Below are 15,836 nucleotides of genomic sequence, written 5' to 3'. Positions count from 1 at the left end.
CTCTATTAAACAACGCTACGTAGAGCTGAGCTACTTGCGCTTGAGTTACTGCCATGTGGACTCCTTTTAAGTGATTGATGTAAATTTTGGATTTAAACAATCCCAAGGCAACCGCAGCCGTCCCTAATAAGCCAAGATTAATCCGTTAGGATTGCGTTTGGGATTATAGCGTAATTATTTATGGCTCAAGATAAGTTAAGTATACTCTCTTATCAATTTTAAACAATTTATGATATAAATTTTCCCGTGCGGTTTGAGCGAAGCGAAGTTAAGTAACGACTGCTTTTCGCTTGCCCCTCTACCTCTTTTGCCTCTTACCCCGTTTAGATTTAAAGTAGCCTTTATCATATTTCAAAGCGAAGCTTTTAGGGGAGTTTGCAAACTGGAAATTTCGCCTGAAAACCTAGATATTTTTAACTTCACTATGCTTGTTACTTTTCAAGAACATAGCTCTCATCATAATTTAATACTCATTATGTTTACATTAAGTTCTATTTAGCCTTAAATTTAAAAATTTTTTTGTCAATAGCGTAGCAAAAAGCTTTAGCCTCCTTAATACCCTCAACATTAAACTCTTCTTTATCTTATATTTATACATTTTATTTTTCAGTTGAAAATTTAATTCATTATGCTTTTTAGTTTATTTTAAGCTTACTAACAGTAACGCAGTATTGAGAAAAAATTATTGCAATTTTTAGAGACCGGAAGTAAAAATAAGGCGTAATATGGCTTAAAAACGGCATATTTTAGGCGTTTAGATAAACTAGAAATAAATAGAAAAATCGGGAAAAGTATAGTGGCGGACAGAGAGGGACACTCCGACAATAGCTGATTTAATCATAACTCTCATGCCTTTCTAAGCCCTAATTTTAGGGTTTTATGTTGTTGTAATTTTAAATTTTATCAGCTTAAATACCACTTAGTTTTATGCAACAAAACCGTAAAATCTATGCAACAAGCAAAATGCTGATATATAGATATTATAAGTAATTTTATAGTCAAAAAAACTGTCCTAAATTTAGAACAAGTTTTGAGCGTATTTTAACTTACAATTTAAATCCCCTTTAGGGCATAGGATTCAAATCCCTTCTAAAATGCAACATAAACACATATAAAACCTAAGAATACTTTTATCTTATTTCGTATATACTCATAAAAATATATACGAGAGAGGGGGAAATAATGCAAGCTAGATTAAAAGTATTTAAAAGCGGTAACTCTTTGGCACTAAGGCTTCCAAAAAGCCTAAATTTAGACAATGTCAAAGAGTTTATACTAAAGAGTTTTGATAATAACGAAGTGGTTTTAATCCCGGTTAAAGATGATGAATGGAGCGGACTGTTTAAGACTTTAAATGAGTTGAAAGATGCTGGAGTTAAATTTGAAAGAGTCGAGCAAAGCTTGCCGCAAGAGCGAAATTTCGGATTTAAATAATGTTTTTGTTTGATACCAATATTTGTAGCTACTTGATTTCTAGCACCGAGCCTTACAGTCAAAATATACTAAGCCATTTAACTAGGTATGGCAAAAAGGATATTTTTATTTCCAGTATAACGGTAGCTGAAATGTTTTACGGTATAGAAAATTCCACTCAAAAAGAGTTAAATTTAAGACTCATGGGCGATTTTATCTCAAATTTCAGCGTTTTGGATTTTACGAGCAAATGTGCGGCAAGCTACGGCAAAATAAGGCTTGAGATGAAAAACAAAAACAGAAAGATAGGCGATATGGATATGTTGATCGCTGCCGTAGCCCTTAGCAATAATCTTATTTTGGTTACAAATAACGAAAAAGATTTTAAAGATATAATTGGACTTGAAATAGAAAATTGGAGCGCCTAAATCTCTTGCTAGCTCCGCAAGCTTAAGCCACAAGAAGCCTATAGGCTAAAATAAAAACACCTAACGATTTTCATTAATCTTATACTAGCATAAATAACTTTATCGTAATTTTAAAATTCGCTTAATAGTAATTACTGCATAATTACAATAAGAAGACGATATGATCGCAAATTTAGTCCAAATAGGTAATTCTAAAGGCATTAGGCTACCGAAAAAATCATAGAGCAGTTTGAGTTAAAATCCGTTTCGCTAGAAATTTTAAAAGACGGAATATTCTTAAGACCGCTTAAAGAAAACAGTATCAAAAATTGAGAGACTCCAGAGCTTAGAAAAAAGCAAAAACGCAAGATATGGCTTTGCAAGATGATTTTGCGACCATAGATACAGACGATAAGGATTGGCAGTGGTAATGACTAGGTGTGAAATTTGGTTTATAAATCTAGATCCTACTATCGGCGCAGAGATAAGAAAGACTAGACCTTGCGTCGTAATCTCGCCGCCCCAGCTTGACTATCTACAAGCCAGACTAATAGCTCCGATAACCAGCAAAGGATTTAGCGCTCCTTATAGAGTAGAGCTTAAACTACTAGGCAAACAAGCAAAAATACTCTGCGACCAGATAAGATGCGTCAGCGCGGATAGGTTCGTCTCAAAAATCGGTGAGCTGGATACTGACAAAATAGAGGAACTAAAAGAGATTTTAAAGGAGATGTTTTGGGCAAATACGAATTCGTGAAACTACAACAACATTGACATAGTACATAAAAGGAATGGCTCTCAAAATATTAGTAAATTTTCTAAACAACGATAGCCTATGGACTTTCATAGGTTCTGATAAGGTTGATATCAGCATCAGGAAAGTTATTATGGCTGTAGGCTATCTATAGCTTACATGATATTATTTGCGATATTTATGCTACAAATTTAATGAGCCTTATATCAAAACTTGGCCTCTTTTTGAAATCAAAAAGAAACTCATCAAGGCTCGTATCGACGCAGGTCTTAGTTTAAGCAAAGATCGCAAAGCTAATGAACGTATCTCAAAGCATAGTGGCCAGGTTTGAGAGTTCTACGGATGCGGACTTTAAATTTTCTACTCTTCAAAACTATGTAGAGGCATGCGGTTTAAAATTTAATTTTAGCTTAAACCAATAAAATAATCTGGCACTAGATAATCGTTGCCAAGGCTTTTTAAAAACCCCTTAATCTTGACGAGCACATCGGACTTTTCTTATAGATAGTTCTATTTTGGCTAGCATATTAATCATTTGAGAATTTTAATGATTATAGTATATTTCCGCTACACCCAATCAATTAAGAAATTTATAAAAAATAGTATGTATAATAGTAAGTATAAAATATAAAAGAGGCGGCGTGTCGAGTCTTGATAAGCTAATCAAAAAACTTGAAAATAATCCGAAAAACGCAAGCTTTGACGACGTTAAGCACCTGCTATTAAATCACGGATATGAATTAGATCACGTTAAAGGCTCGCACTATAAATTTAAAAAAGGCGGCGACACGATAGTTATACCATATCATAAGCCGATTAAAGAGATCTATGTTTTACAGATCTTAGCAAAGATAAGGGAGTCATGATGAAAAAAGACTTGAACTATTATTTAAACTTACCGTATACGATCACAATCAAAAGACTGGACGACGGCGATTATTTTGCTCAGTATGCAGATATGGGGCTAACTAAAAATAATCTAATGGCCGGCTGGGGAGCTACCGAAGCTGAAGCGATAGCGGATCTAAAAGAAGCCTTTGCTTGCTATATCGAAGGGGCTCTTAAAAACGGTGAAAGTATCTATGAGCCTATCGACGAAAACGTCAAAGTCCGCATAAATTTAACTATACCCAAAGGCGTTTTAAATGCAATCGATGCAGTTACGAATAATCGCTCGGCATGGCTTAGCGAGCTAGCTAAAAAGGCGCTAGCGGTATAATTTTATATCATTGTTATATATGGATTAATTCCTATTATGACGATCGCCCTTAAAATTTTAATTTTTTCAAACTACTTTACCATAAAATTTACTTATACTTCCGCTTAAAAACGCCAGCAACGGCGCATTTTTATCTAAAATGGCGACAACTTAGGTAAAATTTATGAGTTTTTCAAGCTATCCTCTTAGACGCGCTGGCGTTGAGTCTTACAGCCTCCGTGCGGCATCTAGCTGGCGATGCGATCCTCTTGGCATCGGCTTAGCTAAAACTACTTTTCTTTATAATGTGTTCCGACTTGTAAAATTTGCACCGTATCGCCCTTGATCCTATAAACGATGCGGTTTTTACCGTCTATCCTGCGAGAGTAGCAACCGCTTAGATCGCCTTTTAGCGCTTCGGGCTTGCCTATACCTTCTGCTTCATTGCCTCTAACGATATCTTTGATGAGTATATTTATCTTCGCAAAAAGCTTCTTGTCGCTAGTAAAATTTAGGTAATCATCCCATGCGTCGGGATAAAACTCGATATTAAGCACCAGCTAAACTCTCAAGCTCGCTTAGATTTTTTCTTATCATCTTTACCTTGCCGCTATCTATATTTTCTATCACGCTTTTTAGATACTTCGCGTCTATTTCGTCTTTTTGCGCCGTTATGGCAAAGGGTATGGCTTGCTTATTTACCGATTGCTTTAAAAATAGCTTTATCGCCGTACCAAGATCAAGCCCGAGCTCCTTAAAGAGCTTATCGGCTTCGTTTTTGAGTTCTTTATCTACTCTAAATTGTATTAATGCATTCATTTATATGACCTTTGAAGTTAAATTGACCGCATTATAGCATATTTTTATATCCGGCTCTCCTCGTATGCGTATTCCTCGTAAATTTCATCGTAACTCTCGTCAAGAAATCGCCTCACTATAAGAAAAGTCGTTTTGCATACTGGTTTTTTATGTCGATTTGGTTTCTTTGGCATTAGTGCCACTTCCTCGCATGTTTTACTCTGCGACAAGCACCTCTTAAAACCCGCATCACACACATAAGCAATAGTCCATATTTATGTTTTTCATTAAAAACCGACCTTGTAATATCAATGGGTAAAGTCGGCATCAAGCCGCAAGCCTTGGCGAGGCATATTTTTTACTACACATTACTCCTTCCCAGTCACAGCCTCTCTAGCATCCTTTAGCTTCTCTTGTAGCAGATCTCTTACGATAACCATTTGCTCAACGCTGAGGTCTTTTAGCTCATAGGCGTTCATTCGGTTTTTAAAGTTAAATTCCGCTATCTCTTTTATAAATTAGGCAAACAAGCTTTTATTTAGCTCGCCGCTATCTAAATTTTGACCTTCATTTCGAAGTATCGGCAGCCTGCTCTCAAACCTATCCAAATCAAATGAAGTAGAAAATAGATAAAAAATCCTTCCCTAAAAGCTCCACTACGGCATATTTATCGGTAGCTTCTTTTTATCTCCTCTCTTTTGTTTACACGCTCTTTACATTTTCGCTTTGAATAACTCGCAACTCTCGTTTCGCCCAAAGGCATAATAGCTACGTTGCTTAATGTTTTAAATTTTCTCATTTTATTTTTCTCGTTTTCTAAATTTGCTATACGGGGGGTAAATTTGTCTATTCGCTATTTCGAAGTAGCCTTTAGAGCCCTTAACTCATCTTGCTTATATCGTCTTTATTGATGCAGTCTCTCGCTCTGTCCTTAAATATATCGTCGTCGTTATTTTTTAGATAATCCTGATAACTCTCGTTTTTTGATTTGAAATTCCCCATAAACCCTAAACTTATGTCGTAGCATCCTATCAACACTGCGGCGGACGCAGGCAAGGTAAGCTCTAGCCTCACCCTGCCGAACTTCGTCAAATTTAAGTTTGAGAGTATAAATTTACGTCCAAGATAAGCAAAGACTGCGAGCCTAAATTTAACCTTGCGGCAAGAAACGCCGTAAGCCCAAATTTAAAGCTAAATTTTAACCAAATAATCCAGCTATTATGGCAAACAGTTCGCTTCCGGCTACCACCAGTTCGGCTCCGTCTTTTATATCTCTTAGCACGGGTTTTATGGAGGCTAGTTTTATTTTTGAGCTTACGGTTTTTTCGTCTTTATTCGGCCCTTCGGCAGCTTTTGCTATGCTTGCGTATTTTTTTATCGTTTCTATTACGTTTTTGATCTCAGCAGGCAAATTTTCGTCAAGCTTTTCCGGAATCGAAACGTATAAATTTTCCTTGCTTCTGGTTAGTAGCACATAAATTTTTCTATAAAATAGCTTGCGGTCGTTTTTTAGCGTCATTTGCAGAAACGGCAAAAAGTTGTGTATAACGATATTTTGAGCTTCAAGGCCTTTGATAGACTGCATGGTTAGCACGTCTATGTTTTTATCTTTTGGCAAGGCGTATTCTTTTATGGCCTCGACCGATTTTTTACTATTGCTTAAAACTACGCTAGTTTCGTTTGCAGGCAAAGACTCTAAAACGCCTCTAAGCTGCGCAAAGTCATCCATCGCCTTTATACTCACGCTTCCGTCTTGCAGTACGCATTCGATGTCTTCCAGAAAGCTTTTATCTAGGTAAAAGCTGTTTTTATAGTAGGTATTTATCGCGCTATCGTTTTGCAAGATTTCAAATGCGCATCTAGCGATATTTGACGGCGTTCGGTAGACGTTTTTGAGATTTTTTACCCGCCCCCTCATATCTATGCGCTCAAATTTTGAATGATGAAAGATATCTGCTATGCTATTCATCGTATAGGGGTAAAATTTCTGCGCCTCATCTATAAAAAACACGCAGTCTTTTATCTCCTCGTAAATAACCCTCATAAATCCGGCCGGCATATCCTGCGTCTCGTCGCAAAGGACGTAGTCGATCGGGTGTTTTGCTAGATGAGCGCTAAATTTAGCTCTAAATTCAGTTATGGCTTCATCCGTTTCAAAGATTTTGTATTTTTCATCCAGGCTCGTCTTTTCGTCGATACCGAGTCTAGCCTCGTCAAATCCTATGCGATTTAAAAGCGAGATGATGGAGTATACGGCTATGCTTTGCTTCATAAACCTATCGCCAAAGCTTGATCTTATGTTCTCTGCAAGGTTTTTATTAAAGCATAGCACTAAAAATTTCTCGCTATCGTCTCGCTCTAGCCTGTTTGCGACGAAATTTGCTAAAATCATCGTCTTGCCAGTACCGGCCACGCCTCTTATCACGCGAAAGCCGCCCGTATAGCCGCTCATGATACTAAGCTGCTTACGGTCAAAAAACATAATCTCGTCTTTCGTAATTATCGGGATGATTTTTTGTTTTAGCTTGCTTTGACTGACCAGTATTTGTGAGATTTTTAGAAACTCTTTTTTGTTTGGGATGTGATCCGCAACGGATGAGTGGAAAAACCTGGCAAATATGTCGTTGTTATTAGCCAAATCATCTTTAAAAAATGTATGGTTTTTAAAATTTTTATAGCTTGGATTTTTTTCATAAAATTTATCGGCCTCGTCCTTGCTAACAGATGGAAATATTACTCGGTATTCCACGTTTATCGGCACTTTTTTAAGCTCGGATTGGATTTTAGCAAGCAGCATTCTTTGATAAATTTTAACCTGTTCGTAAGGGTCGTTTGCGCTATCTATCTGATTTAAATTCGACCAGTTTTTAACCTCGATGACGTAGATACCAAATACCGGATGAAGCAATAGCAGATCGATCTCCTTTGATGAACCAGCCGCATCATCAAGCGTAGCTTTTGGGATGAGATAGTAGTTCTCGTCGCCTTTAGAGTTTAAAATTTTGCCTATGGCTTCAAATACGTCGGCTTCGCCTTGCTCGCCTTTAAAAATTTTACTAAATATACTTTTTATTATATTCAAGGGTTTTCCTTTGTTAAATTTGAAGTATTATAGCGGTTTTTAAAAATGTTTACTTGCCGGTATTTATAAATATCCTGCAAAATTTCTCCCAATCGTGCAGATAAACCAGTCTCTCGCTCTCTATTTCCTTGCCGTTTTCGTCGACAAACACGCCTTGCGTCGAGCCAAGACTCCTTTTGAGCCAAAATTCGTAAAACGGTAGCTTTTTAATATCGCTTTCTTTGACTCCGGGGCAGTAGCCGTTTGAAAATATCTCAAGTCCGAAGTAGGTTTTTTGTTTAGCCTGCTTGCTCATAGAGATAATGCTCTCCTGGCGGTATCGCTAAGCCAAGCCGAGCGGTTGTTGGTTATTTTATCTATGGCGTTGATTATGGATTCGGGCATAGTGATGTTGATGCGTTTAAATTTGGTATCGTCGCCGGGCTCGATTATTTTTACGCCCTCTTTTAGGTCCGTTTCTATGACGAGTCTAAAAGCCTTTTTTACGTCCGCTATCGCTTCAGCCTCATTTTCGCCGTCGCCCATAACCAAAGGATAATCTTTATATCTAGCCAGATATCCGCCACCTTCGTCCTTTGATAGCTTTTTAATTATGATCTCGTAAGGCAAATTCATGTAGTATTCAACGTCTTTTTTCATTGATCGTCCTTTAATGCTTTTAAAACTATTTTTACGTAAATCGGCTTGATCGGGCGTTTATACGGTATGGTTATCGTATCTTTGCCCGCCTTTCTAAACTGCCAATGGCTTGAACCGTTATTTGAGGCGCTATATCCTTCGTTTTCTAGTAAAATTTTAAGCGTCTCAAACCTAACGTTAAGAGGATTTTGGGTAAGTTCGCGTATCAATTTATCTTTTTTGCTCACCTTAAATCCTTATTTTTAGTAAGTATTATATACACATCTAGCTTACTTTATTGTTAATGTTTCAATCGTTCTAAAAATTTTAAACGACGTAGCTTATCAAAAAACCAATTCATAACTCGCACTAAAGCCATTTTTCAGGTAGAGGCGTTTTATATCCTCACGACGCCAATTCTTGGTTCTTTTAAATTCCTATCGCAACCGGGATTATAAATCGTGGTATACTTTAGCCTGCATATATTTTTTATAGGATTATGGATATGCCCGCAAAGAAGGATTTTTGGGCTTATGACTTGTTTGCCGATAGCATTATAAAGTTTTTCGCTACCGTAATCATCGCCGCAAGCACTAATGGACGCCTTAGTATATGCAGGTGGAACATGCGAAAGTAAAACATCGCACTGAGTAAATTTTTCATAATTAGGCCTCAAATATGGAACACAGCCGAATTTTACTCCGTCTATTTCTTTTATGGCATTATCGGCGTAAATATTTGGGATATCGTTTAGCCACTCTTGCTCGTAGGCCAGCCCTACGTCGTGATTTCCGCTGCAAACAAATACAGGTTTAGTAAAATTTGTAATCCATTTGCTAACGTAAGCTATCTGCGGAGCTATCCCGCCCTCGTCAAAAGCGTCGATAAAATCGCCGGTTATGCAAACGACGTCGAAATTCGACTCGATATCTTTGATAAATTTAAACCACCGCTGGTTAAAGTGCAAATCGGTTGCGTGGAGGATTTTCATTAAAAAGCCTTGAATTTTATTGAAATTTTAATATGCGGCATATAAAAACATCATTATATAAAGTCCGATTTTATGGGCTTTTATCAATATTTTCCTAAAAGTCCAATCTCTAAAAGCCGTTTACTCTTGTCTTTGCAGCGCAAACAGGATATACTTTTTTTTTATATATTTTATAAAAAGGAAATAACATGAAAAAATACACTGATTTTTTCAAAAATTGTCGGATCTACTTTCGCGGCGAAACTTTTAAAGTTATAGCGTATGATATGCTAGACATACATGAGATAGACCTGCCAAATGACGATCTTGTGTGGAAAAAATCCGACAAAACGTTAGAGCAAATAGACGCAGATGACGCAGGAGAACGCATCTGCTTCACTCAGCCGTCTTATTTTTCAGATCACGGCTACCACTGTTTTGTACAATACTACCTATACGGTGATGAGGACGATGGGGTATTTCGCATCAAGAGCTACGAATTTGTTCATCCGTACGACTCAAAGCGGATAGAAGAGCTGGAAGAAATTGCCAGAAATAGCAAAGGGGTGTATTTAAAATAAATATGAGGCCAAAAATTGTAAGTATTTCAGCAAAATTTTTATAAATAAATATCATCTATGAATTTTCATAGTGCTGAATATGCATATTCAGCACCACTCAATACTTAAAATTTACTAACGCTCATAACCCGTACCGCATTAACTGGATTGACTAGGTATTCGCTCTTATCTAAAAGTATGTTTCCGTTTTTAAATACGAATTTTGTTTCAAGAGACGGCCTTGTTACATAGACGCCTAGAAATATAGTTATTTTAGAAAATTTCATTTTTAACTCCTGGTTTATTTATAAAATAACACTGCCTAAAATACGTTAAAATTTTAGCTAATAACCCCTGACGCAACGCGCTAAACTCGGACGATGGACGCTACTATAAGTGCCACTAGCGTTTCCAAAAAATACGAACCATGCGGTAGACGAATCGTTGGCATTCATTGTCGAGCTCCAATAATAATTAGAACTAACGTTTTTAAAAAAATTATTTGCGGCTGGATCATATTTGCTATCGTCTGTTATGCTTAAAAGCTCTAATCTGCTTGGTAAACGCCAGTCATCATATCCTGCAAATTTTAAATTTTCGCAATAGCGTTTAGCTTCATCTTGTTTGCCTTTAAACACACTTTCCTCATCTTGCCACATTAGTTTGCCTAGCTTTTTTTCTTCACATACTACTACATTTCTTGCATCATCTCTATCGCAAATGGCTTTTAGAGCCTCGGCGTTTAATGCTGCACAAAATATCGCCAAAATAATTAGGATTTTATTCATACTTTTCCTTATCTTAAAAATTATTTATTACAAAATTTAATAGTCTCTAACACATCTTACGGAGGTAGGGGCCGATACGTCAAACCAGCCTCCAGTACCCAAATCAAAATTTACAAAAAATGCCTCACGGGAATTATTTGCGCTTTTTGTGGAAGTCCAATAAGGAGTTGGTTTGGTATTTTTAAAGACTTTATATGTAGCTGGATTATACCTGCTATCATCTGTTATGCTTAAAAGTTCAAATCTTGTTGGTAATCGCCAATCGCTAAACCCAGCAAAATTTAAATTTTGGCAGTGTCTTTTAGTCTCATCCCATGTGCCATTAAATATATTCGTCCCATCCTCCCACATCAACTTATATGTGCTATCTATAACGACACCCTTGCTATCATCTCTGGAAAATTCGCCCGATTTTTTAGACGAGCTTTGATTCGGTAAATTTTCATTAGCGCTAGAACTTTTATAGCTCCATACCGCATTGTAGTATTTGATTGCAGAAGCTAGTTGCGGAGCAAATTTATCGTCTAACATTAATCCCCAAGCGACATCAACGGCTAAAATTCCCTTGCTTGTTTTTGTCAAATGGTTTGGGACAACGTCCGAAAGCATAAAAAAAGCTAGGCAATACGGTTTATCCGTTTTCTCTTCTCCGCATTTTTCTAAAAATTCAACAAGCATACTACGGACGACCCTTAAGGCATCTTCGGAGTTTAGTTTATTTTCGTATATTTCACTTCCTAAACCCACCATTTCGCTACTGCGCAATTTAAGATATTCGTATTCGGAATTCAACTGATTATAAGCCATAAGTTCCGATGCCAATGTGAGATCTCTTTCCACTCCTACGCCTAGCATATATTGCTCTCCTAATCTTTGGCATGCTTCATAAAGTCCCTTTTTGCAGTATTTCCATCGAAGGCTAGCTAGCTTCTCATACTCGTCATTTTTCCAAAGCGCATTTGGTTTACTGCTTTCATACTCATCTAAAACCCTTTTATACTCTTCTCCTTTTAATGCAGACGGAAGACCGAGCTTTTCAAATCTGTCCTTGAAGTGGCTTAGTACAAGCTCCTCTTTCGTTATCTCGGCGTTAGATATGCCAAGCGACATTATAAAAAGCGTCAAAAACGCAACTAATTTTTTCATTTTAGTTCCTCTCTTGTAAATCTTCCGCAATTTTTGATATTTTAGACTCAGCCACACCGTTTCGCCCAATATCCGATAAGTATAGTCTAAAAACCATACTTTCCAATTCTTTTTCGCTTAGACCAAGCATATCAGTTGGAACGAGAGTGCTATAAACCAAAGCTATCGCGCACGTATCTTTTACTCCGCGTTTGTTAATGCAGTCTGATGCATAGGCATTAAATTTGCTTTTTATCGTTTCTATTATCCCGTCATCTGAATACTTTGCAAGATCATCTGCTACATACAAATCTAACTCGTAATACACCATCTTTCCTTCCGTTTTAACGTTTCTTATGGCATAGTTTAGATATTTTCTAGCATTGCTTATATCTCTTTTTGTATATAGTCCGACCATAAAATCCTCGCCGTAATCGCCGCAAGCCTCAGGCAAGCCTCTTTTGCAGTAGGATAGTCGCATTTCGCCGATTTTTTTAAAGTTATGATTATCCCAGTCGTCGAGAGGCTCGTTTCGGTATTGCGTAAATACAGTATCATACGCCTTGCCTTTTAGCGGAGTAGGCATATCGTTTAGCATCCTATCCATCTCTCTAGCTCCTTTTCCGAGCGCCGTCATCCAGTTGGCTTGCGCCGCACCCATAAATACAAACAAAAGCGTCAAAGACGCGACTAATTTTTTCATGCTTTCCTCCTAAATTTTATTTATATTCTCTCACGCAGCGCACGAAATTTTGCTTATCTAGCTCGCTCCAATTATCCCCGCCTCGTTTAAAAACCACTATCCACGCACGGTTTTTATCGCCTTCAAATTTATCCCCGCTCCAGTAAGACGCGCCGACTCCGGCTATGTATTTAAACTCTTTTTTTATAGCCGGTTCATATCTGCTTTTATCGGCTATGCTTAAAATTTCAGCCTTATTCGGTAGTCTCCAGCCGGTGTATCCCGCAAAATTTAGATTCTCGCAGTAGTCTTTAGCTTGATCAAAGGTAGCCTCTGCTATCTTTGCGCCGTCTTGCCACATTAGATTTCCAAGCTTTTTATCAGAGCATACGACGACCTCTTTGGTGTCGTCTCTTTGACACTGCGGAGTTATCTCCGCCGCGTTTAAAAGAGCGCAAAATGCTGCTAGAAAGATAAATTTTTTCATATTTTCTCCTTATTTTAAATTTCTCACGCAGCGTGCGAAGTTATCTGCCGAGTTTATCTTGACCCAGTTGTCAAAGCCACTACTAAACTGCACGACCCAGACTCCGCCGGCATCAAAGCTAGCTCCGGTCGAGCTCCAATACGAGCCGTATTTGTCGCTGCCGTCTTTGCCTACGTGCTTAAACGCCTTGTTTATAGCCGGCTTATATCTGCCGTAGTCGGTTATACTCAAAAGCTCGCTAGCGCTTGGCAATCTCCAGTCCGAGTAACCGCCGTAGTTTAAATTTTCGCAGTAGCTTACGGCGTCCTTATACGAACCTTTAAAAATTTCCGCCGTATCTTGCCACATTAGTCCGTAAATCGCGTCCAAGACGATGCCGGAGTTTACGTCTATGCTAAAACCATCGGTGAATTTATGCTTTTGAGCTAAATTTTGCGAATTTGACTGCGGCGTTACGGGCTGGGCGATGCTTTTGGGTGGGCTTTGTTTTGGTGGGTTTGCGCTAGAGCCTGAAATTTGATCGCTAGGTATCATTTTTCTAATATATTCAAGCACCGAAAAAAACTGCGACGCGGAAATGGGCTGCGATCCAGATTCGTGCTTTTTGACATCCTCTCCCATTTTATCTAAAGCCATATCTACAGCAAGGTATCTTTTGCCGTTTACTTTGTTAGCCGTTAAGTGGTTTGGGACGACATCCGACAATATAAAAAACATCAGACAATACGGCTCGTCTCTTTTTCCGCTATCGCACTCTTTCATCATAAGCCTCCAAATACCGGCCGATAGATTCATGGCCGCATCCGCATCCATATTGTCTTTTTTTAAAGACGATACGAAATTTAACATTTCTTTGCCTCGTAATCGAAGGTAATCGTATTTAGAATTCATTAAATTGTAAGACATTAGCACGATAGCCATGTCGAGATCTCTTTGCACCCCAACGCCTAGCATATACTGCTCGCCTAGCCTTTGGCATGCCTCGTAAAGCCCTTTTTTACAATATCTCTCTCTAATGTTAGCTAGCTTTTCGTATTCGTCATTTCCCCAAAGTTGTCCGACGCCTTCATCCATATATTCGTTAAAAACTCTTTTATACGCCTCGCCCTGTAATGCGGACGGAATACCCAGCTTTTCAAATTTGTCCTTAAAATAGCTCGACGCAATCTCATAATCGGTCGTCTCGGCGTTAGCTACACTGAGCAACGTTATAAAAAGCGTCAAAAACGCGACTAATTTTTTCATTTTGTCTCCTTTATGATATTAAAGCATTCGAAAAAGCTTTAAATTTTGAAAAATCAATTTTTTCTAACGCACCTAACATAAAAATTCTTGGCGAGCACAAACAACTCTTTACCGACGAAATTTACTCCCCCTGCCTTAGAATCATTGTCGAAATACCAGTATATGTCATCTATAGTATAATCAAAAGCCCTGTTTATGGTCGGATATCTCCTATCTTCTTTAATGCTATAAAGTTCCGAATAGGTCGGCAATCTCCAATCGCTAAATCCAGCAAAATTTAAATCTTCGCAGTAGCTTTTTGCCTCATCAATTTTGCCCTTAAAAACGTCTTTTCCGTCTTCCCACATTAGCTCACCTAGCTTTTCATCGCTACAAACCACTACGTTTTTTCTAAAATCCCTATCGCAAACTATTTGAGCATTAAGTAATCCGCAAAGCAATACGGACGTTACTATACATTTTTTCATTTTTTATCCTTTTCTTTGCATTTTGCAACCCTACTAAAAATTTCGTTTATTTTTTACTATTTGTTCAGCAGTAAAGTTATTCATTTTATTCTCCAAAATTTAAAAAGCTCCCGCAAGGGGAGCAAAAAGCTTTTCAAAGCGCCGCCGTTAAATCCGAATTTCTCAAAAAAATTTCAAAAATCAATCCTGCCGGACGCACCGCACGAAGCGGCGATTAGAAACGCCGTCCTGGCCAACGCTGCCATTACTGAAAGTCACGACCCACGCACTAGACGAGCCGGCGGCGTATTTAGTTTGGCTCCAGTACCATAGATAATCAGAGTCTGCTATGTATTTAAAAGCGGTATTTATAGCGGTGTTATACCTGCTCTTATCCGCTATGCTTAGCAGCTCCACTCTGGTCGGTAGCCTCCAGTCTTTGTATCCGGCTAGGTTTACTAGCTTGCAGTATTCTTGCGCCTCATCCCACGCTCCTTTAAAGCTTTGCTTTTCATCCTGCCACATTAGTCTTCCTAGCTTCTTTTCGCTACATATCACTACGTTTTTATCGTTATCTCGGTAGCACTTAGAGCTTAGCGCCTCTGCGTTTAGCAGTCCGCAAAGCAGTAAAGAAACGGCTATATATCTTTTCATACTTTTTCCTTTATCTAAATTTTCAAAAATCAATAGTCTCGGACGCACCGCACGAAGCCGCGAGGAGAACTGTTGAGCCAGTCAGAGTCGTTGCCATCCATGAAAAGCACGAACCACGCACCAAACGACATGCCGCCGGTACTTCTAGTAGAGCTCCAGTACCAGCCATAGCTTTTCTCGCCTTTATCGTTCGTCTCGTATGCGACGTTTTTAAAGGCTTTGTTTATAGCAGGCTTAAACCTAGTATCGTCCGTGATGCTTAAAAGCTCATTTATCGTAGGCAAGCGCCAGTCCTCAAAGCCCGCGAAGGTTAAATTTTTGCAGTATTCTACGGCTTCGTCATAAGTCATTGGATTGTTGTATTTATCGCCCATTGCACTCAATGGGAAGACGGTAGCTGAACTATCCATAAATTGTTGATCCTGCCACATCAGCCTATAAATATCGTCTTTGACGACCTCTAAGCGGTCGTCTCTACTAAATCCCGCCGTAATTCCAGACCCCTTTTCGCCCGCAACCGAGCCAAACGCAAACGCAGAGCCGCAACACAGCAAAAGCGTAAGCGCAAAACAAATTTTCTTCATCTTTACCCTTCCTCATTAAAATTTT

Annotated in this window: 23 protein-coding genes; 6 read left to right on the top strand and 17 right to left on the bottom strand. The window is 38.4% G+C overall.

What is annotated here, in order from left to right:
* Positions 1–1,182: 1,182 nt before the first annotated feature.
* The 5 genes from Q0218_RS05100 to Q0218_RS05080 all read left to right on the top strand — a co-directional run bounded on the left by Q0218_RS05100 (position 1,183) and on the right by Q0218_RS05080 (position 3,793).
* Positions 1,183–1,434: a hypothetical protein gene (locus tag Q0218_RS05100; protein WP_297967032.1), complete on the top strand. Its 252-nt coding sequence runs from the start codon at positions 1,183–1,185 to the stop codon at positions 1,432–1,434.
* Positions 1,434–1,841 (top strand): type II toxin-antitoxin system VapC family toxin, encoded by a 408-nt coding sequence (locus Q0218_RS05095; protein WP_297967029.1) that lies wholly within the window; start codon positions 1,434–1,436, stop codon positions 1,839–1,841. Before Q0218_RS05100 ends, Q0218_RS05095 begins: the two co-directional genes overlap by 1 nt.
* 409 nt (positions 1,842–2,250) lie before the next feature.
* On the top strand, positions 2,251–2,577 hold the full coding sequence (locus Q0218_RS05090) for a type II toxin-antitoxin system PemK/MazF family toxin (protein ID WP_297967042.1): 327 nt from the start codon (positions 2,251–2,253) through the stop codon (positions 2,575–2,577).
* Between the two features lie 638 nt (positions 2,578–3,215).
* Positions 3,216–3,440, top strand: a complete 225-nt coding sequence (locus Q0218_RS05085) for a type II toxin-antitoxin system HicA family toxin (protein WP_297967026.1) — start codon at positions 3,216–3,218, stop codon at positions 3,438–3,440.
* Positions 3,440–3,793, top strand: coding sequence for a type II toxin-antitoxin system HicB family antitoxin (locus Q0218_RS05080; RefSeq protein WP_297967023.1), 354 nt, complete (start codon positions 3,440–3,442; stop codon positions 3,791–3,793). Before Q0218_RS05085 ends, Q0218_RS05080 begins: the two co-directional genes overlap by 1 nt.
* Before the next feature lie 269 nt (positions 3,794–4,062).
* Here Q0218_RS05080 and Q0218_RS05075 read toward each other — a convergent pair whose 3' ends face one another.
* From Q0218_RS05075 to Q0218_RS05040, 8 genes are all read right to left on the bottom strand, one after another.
* A complete protein-coding gene (locus Q0218_RS05075; protein ID WP_314564910.1) occupies positions 4,063–4,329 on the bottom strand; it encodes a Txe/YoeB family addiction module toxin in 267 nt (88 codons plus the stop codon).
* Positions 4,322–4,591 (bottom strand): type II toxin-antitoxin system RelB/DinJ family antitoxin, encoded by a 270-nt coding sequence (locus Q0218_RS05070; protein WP_297967018.1) that lies wholly within the window; start codon positions 4,589–4,591, stop codon positions 4,322–4,324. Before Q0218_RS05070 ends, Q0218_RS05075 begins: the two co-directional genes overlap by 8 nt.
* 858 nt (positions 4,592–5,449) lie before the next feature.
* Positions 5,450–5,644 (bottom strand): hypothetical protein, encoded by a 195-nt coding sequence (locus Q0218_RS05065; RefSeq protein WP_297967015.1) that lies wholly within the window; start codon positions 5,642–5,644, stop codon positions 5,450–5,452.
* Positions 5,645–5,768: 124 nt separating this feature from the next.
* Positions 5,769–7,652 (bottom strand): NERD domain-containing protein, encoded by a 1,884-nt coding sequence (locus Q0218_RS05060; RefSeq protein WP_297967013.1) that lies wholly within the window; start codon positions 7,650–7,652, stop codon positions 5,769–5,771.
* A gap of 49 nt (positions 7,653–7,701) precedes the next feature.
* On the bottom strand, positions 7,702–7,947 hold the full coding sequence (locus Q0218_RS05055) for a hypothetical protein (protein ID WP_297967010.1): 246 nt from the start codon (positions 7,945–7,947) through the stop codon (positions 7,702–7,704).
* Positions 7,944–8,291 (bottom strand): type II toxin-antitoxin system HicB family antitoxin, encoded by a 348-nt coding sequence (locus tag Q0218_RS05050; protein ID WP_297967007.1) that lies wholly within the window; start codon positions 8,289–8,291, stop codon positions 7,944–7,946. Before Q0218_RS05050 ends, Q0218_RS05055 begins: the two co-directional genes overlap by 4 nt.
* Positions 8,288–8,518 (bottom strand): type II toxin-antitoxin system HicA family toxin, encoded by a 231-nt coding sequence (locus Q0218_RS05045; RefSeq protein WP_297967004.1) that lies wholly within the window; start codon positions 8,516–8,518, stop codon positions 8,288–8,290. The genes Q0218_RS05050 and Q0218_RS05045 overlap by 4 nt, the downstream gene beginning before the upstream one ends.
* A gap of 149 nt (positions 8,519–8,667) precedes the next feature.
* On the bottom strand, positions 8,668–9,261 hold the full coding sequence (locus Q0218_RS05040; RefSeq protein WP_297967002.1) for a metallophosphoesterase: 594 nt from the start codon (positions 9,259–9,261) through the stop codon (positions 8,668–8,670).
* Between the two features lie 266 nt (positions 9,262–9,527).
* On the opposite strand from Q0218_RS05040, the gene Q0218_RS05035 reads away from it, so the two are divergent.
* On the top strand, positions 9,528–9,821 hold the full coding sequence (locus Q0218_RS05035; protein WP_297967000.1) for a hypothetical protein: 294 nt from the start codon (positions 9,528–9,530) through the stop codon (positions 9,819–9,821).
* Between the two features lie 104 nt (positions 9,822–9,925).
* On the opposite strand, the gene Q0218_RS05030 is transcribed toward Q0218_RS05035, so the two are convergent.
* From Q0218_RS05030 to Q0218_RS04990, 9 genes are all read right to left on the bottom strand, one after another.
* Entirely contained in the window at positions 9,926–10,087 is a 162-nt protein-coding gene (locus tag Q0218_RS05030) for a hypothetical protein (protein ID WP_297966998.1), read from the bottom strand.
* A 57-nt stretch (positions 10,088–10,144) separates the two neighbouring features.
* Positions 10,145–10,588 carry a DUF1566 domain-containing protein gene (locus tag Q0218_RS05025; protein WP_297966995.1) on the bottom strand — a complete coding sequence of 148 codons (444 nt, stop codon included), beginning with the start codon at positions 10,586–10,588 and terminating at the stop codon, positions 10,145–10,147.
* A 36-nt stretch (positions 10,589–10,624) separates the two neighbouring features.
* Positions 10,625–11,734, bottom strand: a complete 1,110-nt coding sequence (locus tag Q0218_RS05020) for a DUF1566 domain-containing protein (RefSeq protein WP_297966993.1) — start codon at positions 11,732–11,734, stop codon at positions 10,625–10,627.
* 1 nt (position 11,735) lies between these two features.
* Positions 11,736–12,416 carry a hypothetical protein gene (locus Q0218_RS05015; RefSeq protein WP_297966990.1) on the bottom strand — a complete coding sequence of 227 codons (681 nt, stop codon included), beginning with the start codon at positions 12,414–12,416 and terminating at the stop codon, positions 11,736–11,738.
* Positions 12,417–12,432: 16 nt separating this feature from the next.
* On the bottom strand, positions 12,433–12,882 hold the full coding sequence (locus Q0218_RS05010; RefSeq protein WP_297966987.1) for a DUF1566 domain-containing protein: 450 nt from the start codon (positions 12,880–12,882) through the stop codon (positions 12,433–12,435).
* 9 nt (positions 12,883–12,891) lie between these two features.
* On the bottom strand, positions 12,892–14,127 hold the full coding sequence (locus Q0218_RS05005; protein ID WP_297966984.1) for a DUF1566 domain-containing protein: 1,236 nt from the start codon (positions 14,125–14,127) through the stop codon (positions 12,892–12,894).
* 53 nt (positions 14,128–14,180) lie between these two features.
* Complete coding sequence (locus Q0218_RS05000) at positions 14,181–14,594, bottom strand: DUF1566 domain-containing protein (RefSeq protein WP_297966981.1); 414 nt, start codon at positions 14,592–14,594, stop codon at positions 14,181–14,183.
* 180 nt (positions 14,595–14,774) lie between these two features.
* Entirely contained in the window at positions 14,775–15,227 is a 453-nt protein-coding gene (locus Q0218_RS04995) for a DUF1566 domain-containing protein (RefSeq protein ID WP_297966978.1), read from the bottom strand.
* A gap of 29 nt (positions 15,228–15,256) precedes the next feature.
* Positions 15,257–15,811 (bottom strand): DUF1566 domain-containing protein, encoded by a 555-nt coding sequence (locus Q0218_RS04990; RefSeq protein ID WP_297966975.1) that lies wholly within the window; start codon positions 15,809–15,811, stop codon positions 15,257–15,259.
* Positions 15,812–15,836 lie beyond the last annotated feature (25 nt).

It is taken from the genome of uncultured Campylobacter sp., from assembly GCF_938039245.1.
Lineage (GTDB): Bacteria > Campylobacterota > Campylobacteria > Campylobacterales > Campylobacteraceae > Campylobacter_A.
This window is presented reverse-complemented; position numbering and strand designations above follow the sequence as displayed.